At 47.1% G+C, this 24,170-nt stretch carries 22 protein-coding genes, 1 tRNA gene and 1 pseudogene; 11 read left to right on the top strand and 13 right to left on the bottom strand.

Going from position 1 to position 24,170, the window contains the following annotated elements; translation table 11 throughout:
- Positions 1–34: 34 nt before the first annotated feature.
- The 4 genes and pseudogenes from CEQ32_RS10875 to CEQ32_RS10860 all read right to left on the bottom strand — a co-directional run bounded on the left by CEQ32_RS10875 (position 35) and on the right by CEQ32_RS10860 (position 4,590).
- Positions 35–803: pseudogene (locus CEQ32_RS10875) on the bottom strand (substrate-binding periplasmic protein).
- A gap of 305 nt (positions 804–1,108) precedes the next feature.
- A complete protein-coding gene (locus CEQ32_RS10870) occupies positions 1,109–2,197 on the bottom strand; it encodes a methyl-accepting chemotaxis protein (RefSeq protein WP_088586004.1) in 1,089 nt (362 codons plus the stop codon).
- A gap of 316 nt (positions 2,198–2,513) precedes the next feature.
- On the bottom strand, positions 2,514–3,887 hold the full coding sequence (gene mgtE / locus CEQ32_RS10865) for a magnesium transporter (RefSeq protein WP_088586003.1): 1,374 nt from the start codon (positions 3,885–3,887) through the stop codon (positions 2,514–2,516).
- 22 nt (positions 3,888–3,909) lie between these two features.
- Positions 3,910–4,590, bottom strand: a complete 681-nt coding sequence (locus tag CEQ32_RS10860) for a hypothetical protein (protein WP_037430570.1) — start codon at positions 4,588–4,590, stop codon at positions 3,910–3,912.
- Between the two features lie 611 nt (positions 4,591–5,201).
- Between CEQ32_RS10860 and CEQ32_RS10855 the strand changes: the two genes are divergently transcribed.
- Together CEQ32_RS10855 and CEQ32_RS10850 are read left to right on the top strand one after the other, a co-directional pair.
- On the top strand, positions 5,202–6,335 hold the full coding sequence (locus tag CEQ32_RS10855; protein WP_088586002.1) for an endonuclease/exonuclease/phosphatase family protein: 1,134 nt from the start codon (positions 5,202–5,204) through the stop codon (positions 6,333–6,335).
- Positions 6,336–6,606: 271 nt separating this feature from the next.
- On the top strand, positions 6,607–7,797 hold the full coding sequence (locus CEQ32_RS10850) for a class I SAM-dependent rRNA methyltransferase (protein ID WP_047536960.1): 1,191 nt from the start codon (positions 6,607–6,609) through the stop codon (positions 7,795–7,797).
- Between the two features lie 91 nt (positions 7,798–7,888).
- Here CEQ32_RS10850 and rpiA read toward each other — a convergent pair whose 3' ends face one another.
- Entirely contained in the window at positions 7,889–8,548 is a 660-nt protein-coding gene (rpiA, locus tag CEQ32_RS10845) for a ribose-5-phosphate isomerase RpiA (protein WP_039978629.1), read from the bottom strand.
- A gap of 256 nt (positions 8,549–8,804) precedes the next feature.
- Here rpiA and CEQ32_RS10840 point away from each other — a divergent pair, with 256 nt between their 5' ends.
- The 5 genes from CEQ32_RS10840 to CEQ32_RS10820 all read left to right on the top strand — a co-directional run bounded on the left by CEQ32_RS10840 (position 8,805) and on the right by CEQ32_RS10820 (position 12,581).
- Positions 8,805–9,731 (top strand): DUF808 domain-containing protein, encoded by a 927-nt coding sequence (locus tag CEQ32_RS10840; protein ID WP_088586001.1) that lies wholly within the window; start codon positions 8,805–8,807, stop codon positions 9,729–9,731.
- Between the two features lie 104 nt (positions 9,732–9,835).
- On the top strand, positions 9,836–10,735 hold the full coding sequence (locus CEQ32_RS10835; RefSeq protein WP_088586000.1) for a 3'-5' exonuclease: 900 nt from the start codon (positions 9,836–9,838) through the stop codon (positions 10,733–10,735).
- Positions 10,736–10,779: 44 nt separating this feature from the next.
- The gene (locus CEQ32_RS10830) at positions 10,780–11,748 is read left to right on the top strand and encodes a hypothetical protein (RefSeq protein ID WP_037430564.1); all 969 of its coding nucleotides are present in this window, start codon (positions 10,780–10,782) and stop codon (positions 11,746–11,748) included.
- 307 nt (positions 11,749–12,055) lie between these two features.
- Positions 12,056–12,132: transfer RNA gene (locus CEQ32_RS10825), tRNA-Trp, on the top strand.
- A 158-nt stretch (positions 12,133–12,290) separates the two neighbouring features.
- The gene (locus CEQ32_RS10820; RefSeq protein ID WP_037430576.1) at positions 12,291–12,581 is read left to right on the top strand and encodes a hypothetical protein; all 291 of its coding nucleotides are present in this window, start codon (positions 12,291–12,293) and stop codon (positions 12,579–12,581) included.
- A gap of 41 nt (positions 12,582–12,622) precedes the next feature.
- Here CEQ32_RS10820 and CEQ32_RS10815 read toward each other — a convergent pair.
- Positions 12,623–13,649, bottom strand: a protein-coding gene (locus CEQ32_RS10815; protein ID WP_088585529.1) for an IS630-like element ISSpu8 family transposase whose coding sequence is annotated in 2 segments (ribosomal slippage) — positions 12,623–13,198 and positions 13,200–13,649 — 1,026 coding nt in all. Because the reading frame shifts where the segments join, the coding sequence is not laid out codon by codon here.
- Between the two features lie 119 nt (positions 13,650–13,768).
- On the opposite strand from CEQ32_RS10815, the gene CEQ32_RS10810 reads away from it, so the two are divergent.
- Both CEQ32_RS10810 and CEQ32_RS10805 read left to right on the top strand, forming a co-directional pair.
- Positions 13,769–15,916, top strand: a complete 2,148-nt coding sequence (locus tag CEQ32_RS10810; protein WP_088585999.1) for a TonB-dependent siderophore receptor — start codon at positions 13,769–13,771, stop codon at positions 15,914–15,916.
- Positions 15,906–17,111: a DUF1624 domain-containing protein gene (locus CEQ32_RS10805; RefSeq protein ID WP_181159775.1), complete on the top strand. Its 1,206-nt coding sequence runs from the start codon at positions 15,906–15,908 to the stop codon at positions 17,109–17,111. The genes CEQ32_RS10810 and CEQ32_RS10805 overlap by 11 nt, the downstream gene beginning before the upstream one ends.
- A gap of 84 nt (positions 17,112–17,195) precedes the next feature.
- On the opposite strand, the gene dpsA is transcribed toward CEQ32_RS10805, so the two are convergent.
- Entirely contained in the window at positions 17,196–17,663 is a 468-nt protein-coding gene (gene dpsA / locus CEQ32_RS10800) for a DNA starvation/stationary phase protection protein DpsA (RefSeq protein WP_037415139.1), read from the bottom strand.
- 215 nt (positions 17,664–17,878) lie between these two features.
- Between dpsA and CEQ32_RS10795 the strand changes: the two genes are divergently transcribed.
- The gene (locus CEQ32_RS10795; RefSeq protein ID WP_037415143.1) at positions 17,879–18,229 is read left to right on the top strand and encodes a DNA polymerase III subunit psi; all 351 of its coding nucleotides are present in this window, start codon (positions 17,879–17,881) and stop codon (positions 18,227–18,229) included.
- A gap of 86 nt (positions 18,230–18,315) precedes the next feature.
- Entirely contained in the window at positions 18,316–18,765 is a 450-nt protein-coding gene (gene rimI / locus CEQ32_RS10790; RefSeq protein WP_181159776.1) for a ribosomal protein S18-alanine N-acetyltransferase, read from the top strand.
- A 70-nt stretch (positions 18,766–18,835) separates the two neighbouring features.
- On the opposite strand, the gene lipA is transcribed toward rimI, so the two are convergent.
- The 6 genes from lipA to mltB all read right to left on the bottom strand — a co-directional run bounded on the left by lipA (position 18,836) and on the right by mltB (position 24,153).
- Positions 18,836–19,801 carry a lipoyl synthase gene (gene lipA, locus CEQ32_RS10785; protein ID WP_023268311.1) on the bottom strand — a complete coding sequence of 322 codons (966 nt, stop codon included), beginning with the start codon at positions 19,799–19,801 and terminating at the stop codon, positions 18,836–18,838.
- On the bottom strand, positions 19,798–20,451 hold the full coding sequence (gene lipB / locus CEQ32_RS10780; protein WP_088586977.1) for a lipoyl(octanoyl) transferase LipB: 654 nt from the start codon (positions 20,449–20,451) through the stop codon (positions 19,798–19,800). The genes lipA and lipB overlap by 4 nt, the downstream gene beginning before the upstream one ends.
- A 92-nt stretch (positions 20,452–20,543) precedes the next feature.
- Entirely contained in the window at positions 20,544–20,810 is a 267-nt protein-coding gene (ybeD, locus tag CEQ32_RS10775; protein ID WP_037415150.1) for a DUF493 family protein YbeD, read from the bottom strand.
- Between the two features lie 120 nt (positions 20,811–20,930).
- Positions 20,931–22,106: a serine hydrolase gene (locus tag CEQ32_RS10770; RefSeq protein ID WP_037430803.1), complete on the bottom strand. Its 1,176-nt coding sequence runs from the start codon at positions 22,104–22,106 to the stop codon at positions 20,931–20,933.
- A 144-nt stretch (positions 22,107–22,250) separates the two neighbouring features.
- Positions 22,251–23,093, bottom strand: coding sequence for a septal ring lytic transglycosylase RlpA family protein (locus tag CEQ32_RS10765; protein ID WP_037415153.1), 843 nt, complete (start codon positions 23,091–23,093; stop codon positions 22,251–22,253).
- The gene (gene mltB, locus CEQ32_RS10760) at positions 23,077–24,153 is read right to left on the bottom strand and encodes a lytic murein transglycosylase B (protein WP_088585997.1); all 1,077 of its coding nucleotides are present in this window, start codon (positions 24,151–24,153) and stop codon (positions 23,077–23,079) included. Before mltB ends, CEQ32_RS10765 begins: the two co-directional genes overlap by 17 nt.
- Between the last annotated feature and the right edge of the window lie 17 nt (positions 24,154–24,170).

Here is a 24,170-nt window from a genome sequence, read left to right as displayed (position 1 = left end):
GTTATCCGGCCTTTGTTTTTAAGGGGGAAAAGGTTTATAAACCGATACGCTCGGTTTCCATTGGCGGCGCATCATTGGGCAGCCAGCGGTGATAAATTTGTGCAAAGGTGCCATCGGCCTTGATGCTGACTAGTGCCTCTTTCCATTTATCAACTTCCTCCGTTGGTGTGCCTTGAGAAAATGCAATGTACAGATGATTCGCGCTGATGGTGTAGAGGGATTTTACATCATCAATACTGGCTCCGGCTTCTGCAAGAATACTTGGCGCCGTGAGATTAGCGTTGCACCAGAGATCGATTCGCTGCTTCATTAACTGCTTTGCGCTTAGTAGTGGTGTCGATGAGGGGGGCGAGATTTGTAAACCCATGATCTATTAATAATTTTTCTTCGACTGAGGAACGATACACCCCAATTGCTTTTGCCTGCTTAGCACCTTCAATTGAGTCAATGTTAAGCTTGCTACTTTTTAGAGCATAAAAGTTTGTTGTGCCAACCGCGACAGGGCCTATCAAACTAAACATACGCTCCCGCTCTGCGGTACGTGTCATCGTGAATAACACCGTGTTGGGTTGTTCGGTGATAATTTTCCAGCCACGAGCCCAGGGCACAATCTTGATAGGATCTTGGTTATCAATACGTTTTTGGATTTCTTGCACGACTTGTACAGCTAATCCATCGGGTTGGCCATCAACCGAAAAGCTAATCGGAGCCCATTCTTCTGTATAAATATTGAGTGTGGCCTGAGCTGTGTGCGGGATAACGCAGAGAAGCATAACGCGCACTAAATGGGTAAAAAATGTCATTAATAACCCTAGGAATTAGAATGTTATATGCGAGTCTCACGGCGTGCTCATATTGAATTAAAGATGACAACTCTTAAGCTCGCAAGCCACTTTAGGGTTATTTTGTGATCTGTACTCTTGGGTTAGAAAATTATCGATAAATCATATTGGTCATTGAGGCAAGATAGAGTTGCCTCCTTGTTGTGCAAAGGAGGCTGCCGATGCGCTATATCTGTTTTAGTGAGCTTTAGATGAGTGAGGTTGCTAATTGATGACCCATGAATAGGTCACTTAAAAAGCGCGCTATTCATGGGTATATATTGCTGTTACTGGCGATAAACATCACGTAGTAGATTATCGAGACAATTGACGACCCGCATACTTGAGTCTTCCATCAAACGTAGTTGCCTAACCATTTCGGGTAAATTGTCCTGTTGCCTTGCCGCGAGTGCTGCTTTACCTGCATCGTGTACCGCTTTGTGGGGAGCATCCAAGGCCTTAAAGTTACTCAAATGTTGATAATTTTCAGCACCAAAGCCTTTAAAATACCATTGGCCTAAACGGCATTCAGTATGGGAGTTCACACCATGGCTGTGCTGATTCTTTTCAATAAGTTGATACACATTACTCTTCCAAACGGCGTGGTCGAGTTTAGTGGTATTTAAGAATGAGGCTGTCGCGGCATTATGGATTACCTGCTGCATTTTATTAGAGCGTTGCAGCACATCTTCAACGACTTGCCCTATTTGTGTTGAAGATGAGGCAACATCAAGAGCGCTGTTTTGGTTATTATGGACAATCTCTTTAATATTAGAGGCTTGTGTAACAATCTGTTTTACTAGTTTTTCGATTTGGCTGCTCGCTTCGTGAGCTTTACTGGCTAATTGTCTGACTTCATCGGCAACAACCGCAAAACCTCGTCCAGCTTCGCCCGCTCGGGCGGCTTCAATTGCTGCGTTGAGAGCGAGTAGGTTAGTTTGCTCAGAGATCCCTTGAATAGCGGCAACAAACTGGTTAATAGAAGAAGTGGTACTATCGAGCTCGGTTACAGCAGTCATGCTACTGGTGGCTTGTTCATTAATATAGGTTGCTCTATTACCTAAATTAATAATGGCTACCCGCGTTTGATCAAAAATCTTATCTAATTCGGACAGTGCTTCTTTTTCTTCAGTGAGTAGCTCTGCACTGCTGGCAAGGCCATCTCTCACTGCATTTAACATCTCGCCGCCCTGATTTTGGCAGGCAATCACTGCACTATAATGATCGGTATTTTGGCGGGACTGTTGTTGCATGGCTTCATTTTCGCGGGCCATATTTTTTAGCTCTTCGATTTCAACTTCGTATCTATCTTGTTGATCAATGAGCTTTTGCTTCAGCACTTCGTTTTCTGCTTTGAGTCTTGAATTAAACCACATAAAAACCTCTAAACTTTTATTGATATTGTTATGGCCACTGAATTAATAACGTCTAAGGTGCAATCCCTGCGGTATTAGGGTAAGTAGGAAAGTGTGGTAAGAAAATATTAACGTATATCAATGCCATAATCTTACTTTTTTATTGAATAACAATGAATTTATGAACTTGAGCAAATAAATTGCCCAAGTCCATTTTGGGTAACAAGTGAATATCTCGTACTGTATTTCTACAAATTGCGATTCAACCTTAATTGAGCTTGCTAGTTTGAGTGTTAACGCTTTTCATCAGCATCGCAGCAAAAGCGTTGTAACTCTTTTAAGCCACAGGTAAATCTAAAATCATTGTAGCAATACTAAAGTAAACGAGCACACCAATGATATCGGCGATTGAGGTGATAAGTGGTGCGCTGGCTGAAGCCGGATCCATTTTTAACTTGCTGAGTAAAAAGGGCAGTGACATGCCAATCAGGCTGCCAATGATCACTACGATCTGCATGGTTAATGCAACGACCAAGGCGATTTCTGGACCGCCGCGCCAAAACCCAAGTAGCGATACTGCCAAGGCCATGCTGGCACCGAGTAATCCTGCTACCCCTAATTCACGCCCCAGCAATGAGAGCCAATCCTTGAGTATCACTTCGCCCGTGGCTAAGGCTCGCACCATTAAGGTGGCTGATTGTGAACCCGCATTACCGCCGCTATCGATGAGCAGGGGAAGAAAGAACACCAAAGAAACATAACTGGCAATGGTATCTTCAAAAAAGGCGATGCCAGCGCCTGAGAAAATATTACCAAACACTAAAATGACCAACCAAACGACTCGTTTACGATAGAGCAAGCCTATGCTGGCGGTCTTTAAATTGTGATCAATATTGCCGATGGCCGCAGTTTTAGTAAATTCAAGATCAACCTGTGAACTGGCAATGTCCATCGCATCGTCATAGGTGACAATACCGACTAACTGTCCCTTGCCATTGATGATGGGGAGAGCCAATAAATCGTAATGGGCGATCATCTGTACTGCCTCTTGGCAAAGGGCGTTGGCATCTAAGGCGATGGGGTTGGGTTTCATAAAGTCGACCACTCGCTCTTCTGGCTGCGCTAAAAGTAATTGTCTAAGTGATACCGTTCCAATTAAACGGCCTAACATATCGACCACATAGGCTTGATAAATCGTCTCTTTATCGGCGGTTTCCGTGCGCAGCATTTCAATTGCTTGTGCGGCGGTATGACGGCTATTGAGCAGGGTGTAATCCGATGTCATCGCCGCACCGACTTTGGTTTTGTCGTAGGCGGCTAAAGTGCGCATATCCTCTCGTTTTGCCTGTGCTAACACGGGCAATAATCGTTTTTGTTGTTCAGGTTCGAGCAGGTTATAAAGATCGGCGCGCTCGTCCGCTGCCATAGTGAGCAACAGCGATGACAGCGTGGTTTTATCTAACTGCTGCACTAATTCTGTTTGTAATTCATCACGTAAATAACGAAATAAATCCGCCGCAATTTTGGCGGGCGCAAGTTGCAAAAACCGTAATTGCTGTGGCTGAGTAAAGCTACCAACTACAGCGGCAATATCTGCGGGGTGACGCTCTTTCGCTAAAGCCGTAATGCCTGCTGTATCGCGCTGCTCTAAAATATTTTGGATAGCTACGACGATTTGCTTAGTATTTTTTTGGTTGTTGTTCATGTTCATAGTTCATTCTCCCAACGATCTATTAATTAAAGAAAAAGGTAAAGTCAGCGCCCAGCTGTTGTGTGTTTCCTTTTAGGCTGTTGCCTAGGCTTAGTTGAAGTTGTAACTGTCTTTTAAGTAAATATTGATATGCGAGTTTGTAGGCTCGTTCATGGGACTCATGGCGATAAAATTCGGCTATCCATTGCTGCTCAGTGTCGTATTCGAAGGCGATAGCAACTCCTGCAATAAGCTGGGGCGATTGAGCGCCATACTGATCTATACCTAGGTTGCTATAGAGGCGTAAATTCTGAGCTGCCAAGTCATATCCCAAAATCCCTACAATTTGCGTTGTTAGAGGGTGGCTGCCTTGATGATTTTTTTGCAAATTAACAGCCAGCGCACTTTGCCAAGGGGCATAGTCTGCATTTAATGGCAATTTGAATCCCAGCTCGGTTTGCTGCTCATTGATAGCATTATTACTTTGTTGTTCAATGCCTAAGTGCCATTCCCACTGGCCTGAGTTGCAGGTGCCACTGCCATTTATCTGTTTTGCGCTATGATCGGATCTCGGCTGTTGCCAACCTAGCTGTAACTCGCAGTGTTCGGCGATGCTGGGATCATCCACATCGAGTTGAGAGGCATGTGTTGCGACGCTAATGCATAGTCCCAAAAATGCCCAAGACTGAAAAGCAAAGGTGAATGGCTTGTTTGTGTACGCCATGGTTTAACTCCCTGAGTGTGGGGAGCCAACTGGGGCAAAATAGGCGTGAAGATGTATTCAATAGGCAGCACTTATCCTCCGGCTCAATGCCGGAAAAACCAATAGGCGAGCGCTAACGCTAGCATGACTGGCTAATATTAAGGTCTGAAATTGAATGTACGGGTGTGGGGTGAGATGTGTCACGCTACTACCCTGCTTAGCAGGTAGCAGCAAAATATTGCGGGCTAGTGCTAGGCGTTAAATCCTGTCTTTTGGACAGGGCATCTACTGTCGCTTATGTGTGTGCCCACAGTGGGTCTCCTAATGGTAAAATCGGCTAGATTCTAAACCGCTGACAATGAAAGTCAACCCAATAGGCAATTACCTATGTTTATGTTTCAATTTTGCTTTTATTCTTGAGTTGATTTTTGTTTTAGGTTTTTGCTGTGTTGCATTTTGGTGTGCAGTAGGTTGCCTTGGGGGCTGGCTGTATTTTTATAAGGTTTGATATTTATTAATTGCTGTTGTTCTGCGCCAGTTAATGGATGTATTTAATGATAAAATCGATTTATCGCAATCAGTTAAGAACCGAGTTTAATTAGCACAACGGTTTGGCTAAAGAGGAATCACCTGTGACATTTGCTTCCCAACAGCAGTCCATTTCGGCTGAAAACTGCCATTCGAATATTCGTATTGCGACTATCAATCTATTTAATTTTATTGAACCACCTTTAGCCTTTTACGATTTTGAAAATATCTATAGCCATGGCCAGTGGCAAAAGAAGTGTCAGTGGTTTGGCGAGCTTTTAAACCAATATCATCCGGATATTGTCGGGTTTCAGGAGGTGTTTAGCCCTGAGCCATTAAAACAACTTGCGGCGCAGCAAGGGTTAACACATTTTGCCATAGTTGATAGCGCCACTTTGATCTGTGATTACATTTATCAAAGCCCTGTGGTTGCGCTAGCGTCGCGCTTTCCAATCCTTGAGGTGCATGCGATTGAACCCGATGCACATTTAGTGGCAGCGATGGGGTTATCGAGCCAATTTACCTTTAGTCGTAAAGTACTGCGGGCGACGGTGGATATACCGCAAATTGGCGCTTGTGATTGCTATGTGGTGCATTTTAAATCTAAGCGCCCGGGACTTGCGTTAGAGCCACATCCCTTAGGCTTAACCTTAAGTGCGCCACCTACGCTTGCGTTGCACTCTGAGACTAAGTTATTAACTGAGCAAGCCCTAGGTCGCTGGGCATCGACCATGCAGCGGGGCGCAGAGGCGGCATTGTTGTTCCATACTATTCTCGCGCGGCGGCAAAGCATAAGATATCCGGTGATCCTGATGGGTGATTTTAACGATAGTTTGTCCATGGGGGCGTTGGATGCATTAACGCTCCAAGGCGAGCATCTCCACAGCAACGATATCAAGGCCGCGGGACTTGGGCATTTGTCTGATACTGCACGTTCGGCTGTGTTTGCCCAATATCGACTGCAAGATGCTTACGAGTTATTTATTGCGGCGAATATGCCCGATAACCTAGTCCATTCTCGGGAGCATCGAGCTGCAACCCATTACTACGGCCCTAAAGGTTCGGTACTCGATTATATTTTGCTTTCCAATGAGTTTGATGCCAGTGATAGTCGCAGTTTGGCTCAGGTGGTGGATTATCAAACCTGCGATAGACACTTAGTCAGGCCCGAATATGAGCGCGATGCTTACAGTACCGACCATGCACCGGTATGGGTGGAATTGGCGCTGCGGCGTTAGCAAGTAAAATAACTGTCGAGGATGCCATCAAGAACAACATCTCATCTTGAATCGTTAACACGCCCTCGGCCCAGGGTTTTACCCGCGAAACTGGAGTATGATCGCAGACCATGGGAATGGAGAGCTGATGTTTTGGACAGATGGCTCGCACTTGAACCCTATTAGGTATATTATCCGCTTCCATTTTTAGAGGGCGGCGCCTAGTGTTCGAGCGGTACTATTGATTACGGTGGTACAACACACAGGCGGTACAATTATCAAAGGCGGTACTATGGCTATCAGAATCAAACTTAAACCCGGTCGCGAAAAGTCCCTTGAGCGTCGTCATCCTTGGGTCTTTTCCAACGGGATCCACAACGTTAAAGGTAAGCCTGAACCGGGGCAGACCGTCGATGTGGTTGCCCACGATGGTCATTGGTTGGGCCGTGGTGCTTGGTCTCCTGAGTCTCAAATCCAAGTACGAATTTGGACTTTTGATCGCGAAGAAGAAATTGACCGTGAGTTTTTTAAGCGTCGTATTCTGCGTGCACAAGCGGGACGCGATGATTTGATCCGTGAACAAGGCTTAACGGGTTACCGTTTAATTGCCGCTGAGTCCGACGGCTTACCCGGTATCACTATTGATAAATATGCCAATGTATTGGTGTGCCAATTACTGAGCATGGGCGCCGATGTATGGCGTGACACTATTGTCGATGTGCTCGCCGAGCTGTACCCCGATTGCGCGATTTATGAGCGCTCAGACGTCGATTCCCGTAAGAAAGAAGGCTTAGCCTCTACCATGGGTTTACTCCATGGCACGCTGCCTGAAATGCCCGTCATTATTGAAGAAAACGGTATCAAAATCGCCGTTGATGTGACTAAGGGTCATAAAACCGGTTTCTACCTCGACCAGCGCGATAACCGCGCCATCGCCGCCCGTTTTGTGAAAGGCAAATCGGTACTGAACTGTTTTTGCTACACCGGCACCTTTGGCCTCTATGCTGCTAAGGCGGGCGCGGCCAGCATTGAGAACGTCGATGTCTCATCACTTGCCCTCGATACTGCGCGTTTGAATATGCGAGTCAATGGGTTAAATGATGACAATGTGCATTACAACGAAGCCGACGTGTTTAAGCTGTTACGTCAGTATCGCGATGAGGGTAAAACCTTCGATGTAATTGTACTCGACCCGCCAAAGTTTGCCGACAATAAGTCGCAGCTCAACGGTGCCTGTCGTGGCTATAAAGATATCAATATGATTGCGCTGCAATTATTAAATCCGGGCGGGGTGCTGCTGACCTTCTCTTGCTCGGGATTAATGCCTGCGGATCTGTTCCAAAAAATCGTTGCCGATGCCGCACTGGATGCCAAACGTGAGATCCAATTTATCGAGCGTTTAAGCCAGGCGAGCGATCACCCGATTGGCAGCGCCTTCCCCGAAGGTTTTTACCTCAAGGGCTTAGTGGCTCGAGTGTGGTAATCGCTTAATGGCCATAGGGTCATAAAAAATGCCGGTGCAGTTGCATCGGCATTTTTGTTTCTCGCATGGGAGTCTTTCGACTCACCTTGCCTTAAGCGGTAAAGGTTTTCACGCCTTCAGGGGTGCCAACCAGTAACACATCGGCGCCGCGTTTTGCGAATAGACCGTTGGTCACTACGCCGACGATGGCGTTGATCTTATCTTCTAATTCCTTAGGATTGATGATCTTAAGGTTGTAAACGTCGAGGATCACGTTGCCGTTATCAGTCACAACGCCTTCACGGTACACTGGGTCGCCGCCGAGTTTGACGAGTTCACGGGCCACGTAAGAGCGCGCCATTGGGATCACTTCAACGGGCAGAGGGAATTCACCCAAAATATCCACTTGTTTAGTGTTATCCACGATACAGACAAACTTTTCAGCCACAGCCGCAACGATTTTCTCGCGGGTTAATGCCGCGCCGCCGCCTTTGATCATGTCCATATGGCCGTTGATTTCATCGGCACCATCGACATACACAGATAATTTATCGACGCTGTTTAAGTCATAAACTGGGATGCCAAGGGCTTTCATCTTTTGGGTAGAGGCTTCTGAGCTTGATACTGCACCTTCAATATCGGCCTTCATTGTCGCCAAAGCATCGATAAAGTGGTTAACGGTTGAGCCTGTGCCCACACCTACAATGCTGTCCTTCTCAACGTATTTGAGTGCAGCCCAGCCTGCGGCTTTTTTCATTTCATCTTGAGTCATGTTGACATCCTGTAATGGCAAATGAGTAAAAAATTCTGCGCTTAGTATACTCTTTTCCGCCAAATAGTGTGGTGCTATTGCACTATGGCTGTGATCTTGCTTACAGCCCGCACTGATTTAATCTGTGTATAAAGGGAAGTGCTTTAAGATAAAGTACATCTGGATAGAGACAATACTCTATGCGGGCTTAATCTAACTAAGTTACTATTGCCAAAGCAGAATCGGCAAAATAAAACATTGGTTTAAGGGAGTGTGTATGGCAGGGGCAAGTTTATTAACCTTACTCGACGATATTGCATCCATTTTGGATGATGTGGCAGTGATGAGTAAGGTCGCGGCCAAGAAAACCGCTGGGGTGTTAGGCGACGATTTAGCCTTGAATGCGCAGCAGGTGACAGGCGTGAGTGCCGACCGTGAATTACCAGTTGTCTGGGCGGTGGCCTTAGGCTCTTTTCGCAATAAATTGATTTTAGTGCCAGCAGCCATGTTGATCAGCGCCTTTATTCCTTGGGCTGTGACCCCCTTGTTGATGTTCGGCGGCTTGTTTTTATGTTTTGAAGGCTTTGAGAAATTACACCACAGCTATAGCCATCGAAAAGACAAACACGCGGAGCAGACCGAATCGGACTTACCCGAGATAAGCGATCTGGCGGCCTATGAGAAGGAAAAAGTGAAGGGTGCTATCCGCACCGACTTTGTGTTGTCGGCAGAAATTATCGCCATCACCTTAGGCATAGTCGCGGACAAGTCGCTCTCGACGCAGTTTTTTACCCTCGCCGTTATCGGTATCGTGATGACCATAGGCGTTTATGGTTTGGTCGCGGCGATTGTCAAAATGGACGATGCGGGTCTGTATCTGAGCCAACGTCAGGGCGAGTCGAGCTTTACTCGCTTTAATCGTAAGTTGGGTTTTGGTTTACTCAGCGCGGCCCCCGTGTTGATGAAGAGCTTAACCATTATTGGTACTGCCGCCATGTTTATGGTGGGCGGCGGCATTCTAACCCATGGATTACATTGGGTCGGCGAGCAAATCCACCATGCCGAGCAATTCGTGGAAACCTTTGCCCTAGTCGGCCCAGTGCTTGGGTTACTGACGCCAAGCATTCTTAACGCGCTCTTTGGCATCGCGGCGGGCGCGGTGGCGGTATTGGTGATGACTGGATTTCAAAAGCTGCGTAGCTGATCCGTTGTCATCCTTTCATAGCTGGCGATTATAGCGTCAGCTAATCCGAGCTGTGCGAGTGCGAAGGTGCTCGCCGCGATTATTTCAGCGCTCAAGGACGAATTATGCAATTAATGCGTTATTGCCTTTCCCCCAATAAGTTGGCTTGGCTGCGTGAGGAATTAGGCGAACATGCCGACAAACTGCTGGCGGCGATGGATGCGGCGGGCAGCAACTATCTGGCGGAGTTAACCGAGCTCCAAGCGGGGGATTTATCGGCAGGCGATTCGCAACTCAAGTTTGCATGGTTTCAACAAAAGCTTGCCTTAACCACGCGCTTAACGGATGCCGAGCTGGCTAATCTTTCGCCACTGTCGCTGGTGGATATGCGGGACGACATGCGGGTGGAAATGCGAGTAGAATTAGTCATGCTCGATAAGCTTACCGCCGCCTTACAACAACTTAGCAGTGAATCCGTGCTGGGGTTTGATACCGAAACGCGGGCAAGCTTTGAGCCGGGTGTTCAACATCCCTTGAGCTTAGTGCAATTGGCGACCTCCGATACCTGTTATTTATTTCAACAGGCGGTATTGGGTGAGAGGCTCGCTGAGCTTAAACCTTTGCTCGAAAATGAGCAGATCCTCAAAGTGGGGATTGGATTAAGGGGCGATGGCCAAGCACTGAAACGAGATTGGGATATTCATGTCTCCCCTCGACTCGATTTGAATTGGGCGATGGCGCAGCTCCGGGCTGGGAAGGAGATGGGCACGCGGCAATTGGTGGCGGCATTACTGCATAAACGCATCGATAAACCTAAAAAAATTACCCTCTCGAATTGGCAACAGGTGCCTTTATCCCAAGCGCAAATTCAGTACGCCGCCCTCGATGCATTGGCGGCAAACCTCTGTTTTTGGCAGTTAATCGACAAGCTGCAAGGTTTTTATGGCAAAACGACTGTCGGTAATAAACCCTTATTGCCGCCGAGTTTAGCCACACGACTCGCGAGCTATTTTCATCCAGCTTAAGACTTGAGATAAGGTCGCGAAGATAAGGATTAGGGGGGCAAGAGATGTTGGATGCGATTTGTGTACTCACAACCGAGGCTGCGGCAGAGCAGGCTTCGTCACCATTACGACTCAATCCTCATGCTCAGGCCGGTGTCACCTACAGTGTGTTCAAGTTTCAGCAGTTACCCGAGGCTGAGATTGAGCGTTTGCGCCAGCATTTATATTGCCCCGCCTGCTACGGCAAAGCCTATTTTCGTAAAGCATCTAAGGATGGTAGGGCCGCCTGTTTTGGCTCCCGTTACCATGAGCTCGATTGCATCGAATTTAATCCGTCGGCGCAAAAGTCCCGTGAAGAACAAGATGCCCTCGAAGTGCAGCAACAACTGCTCGACGCAGATGCCTTGGTTATCGATTTCTCACTTAATCCCAGTAATAAGAGACCATCTAACTCAGCGCACAAAATCAAGGCTCCCCAAGAGCAAGAGGTTGGAGCCAAAAGTGACATTGAAAATGATACTGAGCAATTAGCGTCAGTACAGGAGCCCAAAGCTGACTATCAGGTAGCGGCCGATAAGCCAGAAATAGCCATCACGGCAAAGCGTACACCGAGCCAAGGGCTAGAAAAGTTACTCCATAGCCTGCTGCGAGGCTCCGATCTGGCGACTTCGGATCTTTGGGTTTATACCGATGATGAGCGTAAGTACCGCTGGCGGGCGAAGAATTTGTTTGTGAATTTTGCCGATGCGGATCCGACGGATAATAAACCCCATATGTACTGGGGCACTATCTCCCATAGCGACCCGACGTTATCTTGGCTCAATCCTGCCGACAGTAAAGACATAGGCATTCCTATTGAGGCCGTCAAAATCAAACTGTTTAAGCGCTTTAATATCGAAGATAAGCGGGATTTAGAGGGCGCAGGGCTTATCCTGTTTGGTAAGTGTTTTTGGAATAAGGATAAGACCCGCAAGATTATCCAGCTTTGGGACAATGATTTGCGGCGAATTTTTATCTCAACCCTTGATGATTAACTTTCAGCGATGGGATTAATTAGTGAGTGCTTGGTACGCACAGCGCTTAAATTTATCCTTTAAGGCGTTTTCACGACTCTTTTGTGAGTTTCTGGGGCATAGACAGAGCATCAGGTTTCACCGTTTACGCTGTTGCCAGCGGGTTTTGAACATTCTGCAATGAGCTTACATGACGACTTTTTCAGCTTTATGCCAATTAAATCAACAGTAGATGCAAAACTTGTTTGAAAATTCCTCAGTTAATTAAGTTTGTCATAAAAAGTCCTTTACCTTTGAGAGTGCTTTTAGCATAATGCCCCACGTCAACAGGGGTGTAGTTCCAATTGGTAGAACAGCGGTCTCCAAAACCGATGGTTGCGGGTTCGAGTCCTGCCACCCCTGCCAAATAAAACAACGGCTTGCATAGAAATATGCGAGCCGTTTTATTTTAGCCGTCATAAAATTTCGTAGTGCATTTGCTTACATTTGTTAAGTAAAGGTATTTGCAACTTTCGTAGTGTCTAACATACAATCGCAATCCATTTGGTTTGAGGATGTATGGTTTGAGCTCTGTGATGCAAACAAGGCGCAGATTAGCACTATGGCTTGCAGCCATCTTAGTGTTGCTGTCTGTTGCGTTTGCGGTGCACAGTGTTTCCCACCTCAATGATGATACCAAAGCCCATTGCGCGCTGTGTTTGCATCAGCACCAATTGCAGCATGCCCTCTCATACTCTCCTTTAGATTTTCAAGTTGCTCAACAGGGTGTTATCTCGGTTGAGTTTGATGTTATTTCCTTTAAGACGCCATTTAGGCGCAACTTCCTTAGCCGCGCGCCGCCGCTAGCAGCCTAACTCCTGCTTTTTATCTATTTCTCTTATACCAATTCCATTAACTAACTGGTCAAAATTGTCCATGGTCTAGTACACAATTCTATCACTCTTGCTTTCTTCTCAATGAAGGTATTCCATGCGATAGAGCACTGTTCGACAATATCGTCATAACCACTAAAACAACGATTGGCCAACACATTTTGACGCAGCCATTGCCATACCTGCTCTATTGGATTCAACTCCGGTGAATAAGGTGGCAACTTGAGAAGCGTCAGATTATCAAAGTCATCGGCCAAATCCTGTTGATGCCAGCCTGCGCCGTCCATGATGACCAGCGCATGGCGCCCAAATGCGGTGGCGGCTGAAATCAGTTTTAAATGCTCGTTCATATATTCGCTATTGGCATGCGGGGCAATAATCGCTTGTGTCGCCCCCGTTGCCGGACACACGGCGCCATATAGATACGCTGATTCAAATTGTTGCTGCTTGACGGCCCGTGGACGGGTCCCTTTCTCAGCCCAAATACGGGTGGTGGTATTCTGTTGGCCAAAGCGGGCTTCATCTTGAAACCAAACGTCAATGCGATCGAGTGCAACGTGCCCAGGTGTGTTAAGGATCGTTGCCATCCGGAAGTTTTTTAAAAGCCTCTTGTATAGCCTCAGATTGTTTCGGGTGGCGAGAGCGAGTGGTAATCCATGAGAAGCCAAGTTGATGCAGCAAGCGGTAGATATTTGCTTGCTTGAACGTCACACCAAATTCAGACTGAATAAATAGGCCGACATCCTTGGCCATCAACCTGCCACCTTGTTCAGATAGACTTCTGTGCTGTACGAACGCTTTAAGCTTAGCTTGTTGTGCGATGGACAGTGTCGCAGGACGGCCCGGATTGGGCGCATCGTCAAGGCCAGTCAGCCCATGGGTTAAATAGGCGGTGACCCAGCGATTGACACTGGTTCTACTGACCTTAAGCATGCTTGCGATGGCGGTACGAGAATGACCTTCAGTGAAATGGAGTAAGGCAAGATAGCGCATACGTTTGCGTGCACTTTTCTCCGATTTTACTAAGGCTGCGATGTGGGGATTATTCATATTTTGTATGATTAAAAACTGATGACCAATTAGATCACATAATTAATATAATTGGTATTATTTTTCGAGCGCCTTGGCTTAACCAAGGCGCCCGATGCTGTTTATTTTTGGAGTAAAAAATGGCTACTTATGTCATTCAAAAGCGCTCGGTATTACTGCTGGGCGTGACGTTGTTGGCGTTGGATACGAGTGTTCCCCTATTGGCCGCCGAGGCGCTGCAAACTGATAACACTGGACTTAATAATGATATCGAGCGTTTAAGCATTCATTATCGACAGGCCTACCGCGGCAATGTGCCTGCGACTGAGTTACCTCAGGCCATCACAGTGCTGGATGAGCAACTGATTAAAGATACTGGGCTGACGCGTTTTCAAGACTTATTGGATTATTCTGCCAGTGTCGCGCGGCAAAACAACGGTGGTGGGCTATGGGATAGTTTTTCGTTACGGGGCTTTCCTGGGAATGAAAACATGCCATCGGGCTATTTAATTAATGGTTTTAATGGTGGCCGAGGTTTTAGTGGTCACCGAGATCTATCGAACGTAGCCTATGTGGAAATCCTTAAAGGCCCGGGCTCGGCGCTTTATGGACGCTCGGAGCCCGGCGGTACTGTGAATATTGTGACTAAAAAACCGCAGTACGAGGCGCAGGGCTATTTAAAAGCCTCCGCGGGGAGTTTTGAGCAATATCGGTTAGAAGGGGATTTTACTTCGGGGCTGACCGATACCTTGGCCTTTCGGATCAATGGCGCTTGGCAGGAGCATGACAGTTTTCGCGATCATGTATTTAGCGATAAAAAGATCGTCACGCCATCGCTACGCTGGCAACTGTCCGATAAGTCATCGCTCCTGTATGAGGTTGAATATCTTAAGCAAGAACAGTTATTTGACCGTGGCGTAGTAGTGCTCAATAACGACTTTAATACCGTGCCCCGTTCGCGTTACTTAGGCGAGCCCAACGATGGGCCAACTAAAGTGGATGCGACTGGGCATCAGCTTACCTATGAGTATGAATTAAATGAGGATTGGTCGCTTACCGCGGGTTATAACTACCGCGATTCGAGTCTGAATGGCTACTCATCGGATGCCGAATTAGCAAAGGGACGTCAATCATTATATGACGATGGCCGTACTCTGACGCGGCAGCATCGCTATCGAGATTACGCTTCTGAAGACCATTCTGTTCGGGCCGAACTCAGCGGCCAGTTTGATACTGGCAACATAAGGCACAATCTGCTGCTCGGGACGGATGCCTATCATTATCGACTAAAAACGGGACTCTACCGTTATCGAGGCAAGAAGGGCGCCTATGCTATCGATATTTTTACGCCCCAATATGGCGCGGCTCAGCCTGAGGTCAGTTTGCTCTATGAAAACCGAGAGACTCAAGATGCCTGGGGTGCCTATTTACAGGATCAATTGGAGTTAACCGAGCACTGGAAATTGCATTTAGGGTTAAGGTTTGACCGTTATTCCCAAGAAATTGCAGAGCAGATCAACGAGAGTCTGTCGGATCAAAGCGATCACAGAGTCAGCCCGAAAGTCGGATTAGTGTATCAATGGTCTGAGGCGTTAAGTGTTTACGGCTCCTATTCGGAAGGGTTTTTACCGCTTTCTGGCACTGATTATGCGGGTAATCCCTTCGAGCCAGAGGAGAGTAAATCCATCGAGTTAGGGGTTAAGTTCAACAACACTTGGTTTGAGTTACCCGTTAATGGCAGCTTGGCTTGGTTTGATGCGCAAAAGAGCAATATCTTGACCTCAGATCCCGTCAATGTCGGCTTTTCGGCAACCCTTGGTGAAGCTAAGAGCACGGGGATTGAATTGGATGTCGCGACCGAGTTGACCGAGAGCTTACAAGCGACTTTGTCCTATGCCTACCTGAATACTCGCACGGTGAACGACAGCCTGAATCTGGATTGGGGCGTGTTAATTCCGGCGGGCAGTCCGCTGGTCAATGTGCCAAAACACACGGGCAGTATCATTCTCAAGCAGGACTTAAATGATCTTTCTATCGACGGTCATTTAGGGCTGAGTTGGCGTTATGTGGACTCTCGTTTGGGTGATTCGGCCGATCCGAGTTTTCAATTACCGAGTTATCAGTTACTTGGAATGTTTTTCACGACTCGACTTGCTGACAACTTAAGTCTCGCGCTCAATGTCGATAACCTGCTGGATGAGCACTATATCGCTAGCAGTTATTCGGCGCTGTGGGCCGTGCCGGGTGAGCCACGTAACGTTAAAGTGAGTGTTAGCTATGAATTCTAATGTCACAGTGACACCCATGGCTTCGTCTGTGGCGCCTCAGCTGCAAGGGCGTCAGCGAATCAATAGCATCGACATGATGCGCGGCTTAGTGATGCTGATTATGTTGCTCGACCATGTGCGGGAGCGGTTTTTCCTGCATATGCAGGTGAGCGACCCAGTGGATTTAAGCACAACAAACTGGGCGCTGTTTGTCAGCCGTTTTGCAGCGCACTTTTGTGCGCCTGTGTTCGTCTTTTTAACTGGGGTCTCGGCCTGGCTTTACACCAATCGTGGCTATGGTGAGCCGCGCTCTGCACGCGAGTTTTTAATCAAGCGCGGGCTATTCTTAATCGCCCTCGAGGTGCTGGTGATTAATTTTTCATGGATGGGCAATTATCACACCCTCTGGTTGCAGGTGATTTGGGTGATAGGGCTGAGCATGTTGGCCCTTGCGGCATTAATCAACCTCCCGAGGTTGTGGATGGCATTACTCGGACTATTGATTATCTTTGGCCATAACCTATTGTCGCCTATTCATTTTACGCCAGACGAGTGGGGCTATAGTCTGTGGACGATACTGCATGACCGAGGTTATTTGATTGCCGAGGGCGAGCTTAAGCTGAAAATAAGTTACCCAGCGCTACCTTGGATTGGCGTGATTTTATTGGGCTATGTGGCTGGCCCCTTATTTGGCAGAGGGAGTGATGCGGGGCTGCGTCAGCAAAAATTAATACTGTTAGGACTTGGCTGCGCTCTGCTGTTTGGCTTGCTGCGCGGATTCAATATCTACGGCGAGACGTTGCCTTGGCAGTTTGGCGATACTCTAGGTCAAACCTTAATGTCGGTATTTAATCTAACTAAGTATCCGCCATCACTGAGTTTTTTGTTGGTGACCTTGTGCGGGATGTTCTACGGCTTAGTGGTGTTTGAGCGCTATTTTGCTACAGGCAGAGTATTAGGTTGGATGGGGCAGAGGTTAGCAGTGTTTGGCTCTGTACCTATGTTCTTCTATATCTTGCACTTATATGTGCTGCTGTTGCTGTATTCGCTGGCTAAAGGGATATTTGGCGCCAACCATGGTGAGCTGTTTGGCGTAGCGCATATGGGGTGGGTATGGCTGATAAGCTTAGTCTTAATTCCTTTGCTCTATTATCCCGTGCGCTGGTTTAGCCGTTACAAAGGACAGAGTCCGCAGGCTTGGCTTAAGTATCTCTAAATTAGCTTTACCCTAAAACAATGCCCAATAAAAATAGCCGAGCGCGTGACTGCTCGGCCATTTGGCTTGGGGATGATGAAAAGGTTATTCGCTTAATAAGCTACGTAACATCCACGCATTTTTCTCATGGAGTTGAATGCGCTGGGTGAGTAAATCTGCCGTGGCCTCGTCGTTGGCTTGGCTAACCAAGGGATAGAGCGCACGGGCATTTCTAATCACTACTTCTTGGTCGCTTAACAGTTCACGGATCATGGTTTCAGCTTTAGTGACACCTTGATCTTCACGGATTTCGGTCAACTTGGCATAGTCCGAATAGGAACCTAATGCCCTTGCGCCCAATGCTCGTACCCGCTCGGCGATTAAATCGACCGCTAAGGCAAGCTCGGTATATTGCTGTTCAAACAATAAGTGCAAGCTAGTGAACATGGGGCCTGTGACGTTCCAGTGAAAGCTGTGGGTCTTAAGGTAAAGGCTGTAGCTGTCGGCCAATAACTGATTTAACCCTGCGGCGATTTCTTCTCTATGAGCTTGGTTGATGCCGATGTTAATCATGGAAATTCCTCCTATTGTCCTACTCAATGAAGATAGATTATCAAATAAGCTAAACATATAAAGCGGTTAAAATAGATTCATAAAATCGATTTTACAGATTAAAGCGTAAGTAAACGTTTGGCTTGAGCCATGAACCGTATCTTGGCAATAACATTCGGCCCATTTAGCTGGTATCCTTATGTGGTGTCAGTGCTTAATGAAACCCCAATAACCCCATGAATAAATCTGCCTATTTAGCCGCGATGGAGATAACTCCTTGGCAGCTTCGCGATACTAAAGTGCGACCTTATCAAGTGGTTTGGGATGTTGATGATATGTCGTCTGCCGCTGAGCCACTGATTGATACTGTCCTTGGTTTAATTGGGATCAGTAAGGATGACTGTGAGTTCAACACTGAGCCACATAAGGGTAAACCCATCGTCTGGGATTTACGTCGCCACAGGGTTAGGCCCAGAGTGGCTTGGTTAGTGTCGGATCCCCTAGCTGAGTTACTAACGCGCAGTGAGGCAAAGCGCGCCTTGTGGGGGCAGATTTGCCAGTGGCGTGAGCAGCAATTAACGGCCTAGTCGTGTCCAGTACACATTATCGTGAGTTACCTTTTAATTTGGATTTTCCCGTGAGTCATCAAGTCCTTAATACCCTTAACGAATCATTGCAAATCGTGCTTCTGACGCCAACCGATGTGAGTCAAATGGCGCGCATTGAAGCGAGTGCTCATTCCCATCCTATGAGTGAGAATAACCTTGCCGATTGTTTTGGCCACTTGTACCGCGTTATTGGGTTAATGCAACGTGATGAGTTGCTCGGCTTCGCGATTGTGCAGCAGATTGTCGATGAGGCAACGCTGCTGGATATTTGTTTGCCGCCAGAACAACAAGGGCGAGGATATGGGCATCTGCTACTCACGGCGGTTGTCGACTGCGCTAAGGCTGCCAAGGCGGTGGTGCTGATGCTGGAGGTTCGCGAATCAAATCTTGCCGCGCGCGCACTCTATCAGAAGCGGGGCTTTGTCGAAACCGGTCGTCGCAAAGGCTATTATCCTTTGGCAGAGGGCAAAGAAGATGCGATTTTGATGGATTTAGCCTTAATCGAAACGGTTTAAGGTTTTCAAAGTAGATATAAAAAAAAACAGCGCCTTAGCGCTGTTTTTTATGGGGCTAATAAAGCGAAGGTTACTTCACTTCTTTACCTTGAGCTTGCAAGTCTGCATGGTAGCTTGAACGCACTAATGGACCACAAGCAGCATGGGTAAAGCCTAGCTCATCGGCAAGGGCTTTAAGCTCATCAAACTCGGCTGGTGAGACGTAACGCTCAACCGGCAGATGGAACTTAGACGGTTGCAGATATTGGCCTAAGGTCAACATTTCAACCTTGTGCTCACGTAAGTCGCGCAGTACTTGGGCGATTTCTTCGTTGGTTTCACCTAGCCCCATCATCAGTCCCGATTTTGTCGGCACATTGGGATGACGCTCTTTAAAGCGCTTCAGTAGGTCGAGTGACCATTGATAGTTCGCACCTGGACGCGCTTTGCGATAATGCATAGGCGCAGTTTCTAGGTTGTGGTTGAACACATCAGGCGGCTCGGTCGACAGAATGTCGAGGGCGGCGTCGATACGGCCACGGAAATCGGGCACTAAGATCTCAATCTTAATCTCGGGATTGAGCTTACGGATCTCACGGATACAGTCGGCAAAGTGCTGGGCACCGCCATCACGCAAATCATCGCGGTCAACCGAGGTGATTACCACGTATTTTAGCTTCATATCACGGATGGTTTGAGCCAATTTAACAGGCTCTTCCGCATCGGGCTTGAGTGGACGACCATGGGCCACGTCGCAGAATGGGCAGCGGCGAGTACAAATTGCGCCCAAAATCATAAAGGTCGCGGTGCCATGGTTAAAACATTCTGCCAAGTTAGGACAAGAAGCTTCTTCACAGACCGAGTGCAGGCCGTTAGCGCGTAACGCTTGCTTAATATCGAGAATGCGTTGGTTAGACGCGGGCAGTTTAACCCTTAACCAATCGGGTTTGCGTAACATGGTTTCGCGCTCAGAGGGCACGATTTTAACCGGAATGCGCGAGACTTTATCGGCATCTCTTAATTTGACTCCGGGTTGTAAACGTTCAGGCCTATTCATGACGCTGCTAATCCTTGATGATGAACTAGATGTTGGTAGCCCAGTAGTTGGCTAAAGGTAATAATGAGTTGCTCGCCTGCTTCAATCACGGTTTGTGGGCCGCCAAGTTCCTTACATTGCACCATCTCAAGACCAGCATAACCACAGGGGTTAATGCGTCGAAACGGCGCTAGATCCATATCCACATTCAGTGCTAAGCCATGGAATGAACAGCCTTTACGGATCCTAAGACCTAAAGAGGCAATTTTGCGCTCATCCACATACACGCCCGGCGCATCGGCCTTGGCGTAGGCATTGATAGCGTATTTGGCGAGCATATCGATAATGCTTTGCTCGATATGGGTCACAAGTTGGCGGACACCCACTTTACTGCGTTTAATATCGAGGAGAGGGTAGACAACTAATTGTCCTGGTCCGTGGTAAGTGACTTGACCACCACGATCCACTTGGATCACGGGAATATCGCCCGGATTCAAAATATGTTCGCTTTTACCGGCTTGGCCTTGGGTAAATACGGGTGGATGTTCAACGATCCACAGTTCGTCTGGACTGTCGCTGTTACGAGTGTCGGTGTAATGCTGCATTGCATGCCACACAGACTCATAATCCTGCTGTCCCAGATGCCGAATATGCAAAGTGGTGTCTTGCAAGGGCAACCTCTCCCCTATAATTGAGTGGCGCTATTATACGCCTCTTGGCCATAAATGTAAGATAGATCACATTTTATAGCCTTGAGGAATACTTATAGTACGCGGCGAACGCCTTCGATACCGGCAAGCTCAGTGTACAGTATTTCGATATGATCTTTGCTGGTCACAGTGACACGGATAGTGACTGAATAGTAGCTCCCTTTGCTCGAGGCTTTAACTGTTGGTGAATAATCACCTGGAGCGTGTTTTTGCACTACCGCAACCACTCTATCCGTTAAGGTTTCGTGGGCATCGCCAACCACTTTGAATGGGAAGGCGCAGGGAAACTCCATGAGTTCATCAAATTTTGTGTTTAACATAGTCGTGCTCAATAACCATTTTAATAGGAACTATATGGTGGCGATTATACCCGATTCAAGGGCGATACTCCCCCAAAAACAACAAAGCCACCCGAAGGTGGCTGAGTTTTGTGAGCCGGATTAGCTAAACCAACCAGAAAACAGTTGCTTAAAGTAATCAACTAATTTGCTGAACCAGCTGCCTTCGTTGACTTCTTGTAAGGTGACTAGCGGGAATTGCGCAATATCTTTGCCATCTAACTGGAAGTATAAACGACCCACTGTTTCACCTTTTTTCAGTGGTGCGTCCAGTGGCTTAGTCAGTTCGAAGTTGGCTTTTAAGTCTTTTGCACGGCCACGGCTGACGGTAACTGGTGCATCTGTAGCGACACCTAAATCGACGGTACTCTTATCACCGTACCAAATTTTTTGCGTCACGAAGCTGTCGCCGGCCTTGTAAGGGGTCACTGTTTCGAAGAAGCGGAAACCATAGGTCAGTAGTTTTTTACTTTCGGCTTTACGAGCGGCTTCACTTTGAGTGCCTAATACCACTGAAATCAAACGCATACCGTCCTTAGTTGCAGAAGCGACTAAGTTATAACCTGCTCCAGAAGTGTGGCCGGTTTTGATACCATCTACATTCATGCTGTTATCCCACAGCAGACCATTACGGTTATATTGTTTGATACCGTTGAAAGTATAGTATTTTTCGCTGTAGACACGGTATTCTTCTGGCACGTCACGAATGAGTGCTGCACCTAAAAGTGCCATATCATAGGCCGTCGTTTTATGGTTCTCTGAATCTAGGCCATGGGAGTTTTCAAAGTAGCTATCACGCATACCAAGCTGCTTTGCCCACGAGTTCATCATGTCAACAAAGGCGCCTTCAGTACCCGCAATATGTTCGGCCATCGCGACACAAGCATCGTTACCGGATTGAATGATGATGCCGCGGTTTAAGTCAGAAACTTTTACGGTTTTACCCACTTCGATAAACATTTTCGATGAGTCAGAGAAGTTCTTCGACCAAGCATTTTTACTGATGGTGACATCATCATCGGGAGATACGTTACCGGCTTTAATTTCCTGACCAATCACATAGCTGGTCATCATCTTCGTTAAGCTGGCGGGGTTTAAACTCTCGTATGCATTTTCTTCGGCAATGATTTGGCCTGAATTATAATCCATCAAGATGTAAGCCTTGGCGGCCACGGTTGGTGCATCAGGGGTAACAATCGGCTGCGCAGCATAAACAGGAAGAGAAACACTCGAAATTAGCAGCAATGTCTTAATGGGACTTTTTACAAAATTCATCATTAACTTAGCACGTCTTTTTGGTTGTATTGAAAGAAAAGGCAAAATAGTTTCGCGAGTATACCACCCTTCGACAAAGGTTTTCAGTGAAGGTTCCTTCATCTGCGGTATTTTTAAGCTAAATTGACTCCATAATGTGAGTGTTCACTATTCCAAAACCATATAGCCTTCGGGATAGCCATCTTGTTTCACTTTAATGAGTAATCGGTCGGCAAGCTCCGTTTGACCAATCGGACCGAGCTGTAGTCTAAACATATTGTTTGCCGGTTGTACACGAGTCTTGACCTGATATTTCTTCTCCAGATCCTTCGCTATTTTATGGAGTCGCTGTTTATCCTTCGAAGCCACTAACTGTATATAGTGGTTTCCTGAGGATTGAATATTGGCTATTGCCGATTGGGTTGCGGTTTTATTGCCAATATAGATGACATCCAGTTTTATGCGTGCCGTGCCTGTGCCTAGCATACCAAGCTTATAGGCGGCGGCATAGGATAAGTCTAAAATCCGGTCAGAGTGGAACGGACCGCGATCATTAATGCGAATAATCACCTGCTTATTGTTATCTAAGTTAGTGACGCGAGCGTAGCTTGGTAGGGGTAGGGTCTTATGGGCACCAGACATGCCGAACATATCGTAGGGTTCACCATTGGATGTCTCATAACCGTGGAATTTTTCGCCGTACCATGAGGCGCGACCCATTTCGGAAAAGCCTTCCCCCGAGTCTAATACCGTATAGGACTCACCATAAACCGTATAGGGTTTGTTACCGCGGCGGCTATAGGGTTCATATTTTGGGGTCGCATTCGGTACATGATCTACATTGGGTGGATTAAGGGGCATCTTATCGTTTTTAAGCGCGTAGCGGCCCTTATTGGGATCCATATTCTTATTCTTCACGCTGGCTGAGCCAGAGTTAGAACTCGAGCAGGCCGCGAGCGCAAAACAGCAGCCGAGCATCAAAAGCGATAAAAGATTATTTTTTAGCGTCATGTTGTTGCTTCAGTTGTTGGCTAAATTGATAAACAGCCATGGAATACAAGGGGCTACGGTTATAACGGGTGATTACATAAAAATTATTGAGCCCTAACCAGTAATCTTTACTTCCCACTTGTTCTAGCTCGATAAGCATGGCTTTTTGCGAGGCATCTAAATCGCGGGCGTTGGCTAGCGATAAGCTCGGGGAGAGAATATCAGAGACCTTGTATTGTAACTTCTCGCCTGCCCACACTTTGGCTTTAGGTGTATTGGCACTGCTATTCACTAAGGGTAAAGCAACGGGGGCATGCAATTGCCAGCCATGTTCATGGAAGTAATTGGCAACACTGCCAATGGCGTCCTCTGGACTCTGGAGTAAATCACGGTTGCCGCTGCCATCAAAATCCACAGCATAGTGGCGGTAACTTGAAGGAATAAACTGACCAAAGCCCATGGCGCCAGCGTAGGAGCCTTTGAGGTTATTGATATCTAAGTGTTCTTCTTTTACCAGCCTCATTAATTCACCAAATTCCTTGCGGAAGAAGGTGGCTCTTGGCTCGTAATAAAATCCTAAGGTATAGAGTGCGTCGATAACCGGATAATTACCCGTGTACTGGCCATAGAAAGTTTCGATACCAATAATAGCCACAATAATTTGTGGTTCGACTTGGTACTTAGTGGCGGCTTTGGCAATCGTCGCCTCGTGTTTTTTCCAGAAGGCCAGACCTGCGTTGAGGCGTTTTTCGGTTAAGAAAATCGGATAATACTGATGCCAAGGTTTCGCTTCCCAAGGACGCGAAATCGCATCGATAACGGCTTGGTTGTAGTTGGCTTTGGCCAAGAAATTTTCGACTTCGGCTTGGGTAAAGCCTTGTGCCATTTGGGTTTTGATAAACTCAGCCTTTAAGGCCTCAGGTAATACTGGTGCCTCGGTTAATACCGGTGTGGGAGCCTGTGTGGTCACGGCGGCACTTGGCTGTGTTGTCGCGGACTCGTTAGCGGTTGAACAGCCAATAAGGTATGAACTGAGGCAAAGCATTGCCAGTGGAGCCAAACAAGCTCGAAGAATCGGCATTAAGAAGTCCCTAAAAA

It is taken from the genome of Shewanella sp. FDAARGOS_354, assembly GCF_002209245.2.
Lineage (GTDB): Bacteria > Pseudomonadota > Gammaproteobacteria > Enterobacterales > Shewanellaceae > Shewanella > Shewanella xiamenensis.
The sequence above is the reverse complement of the archived record's forward strand: the minus strand, read 5'-3'. Positions and strand labels throughout refer to the sequence as shown.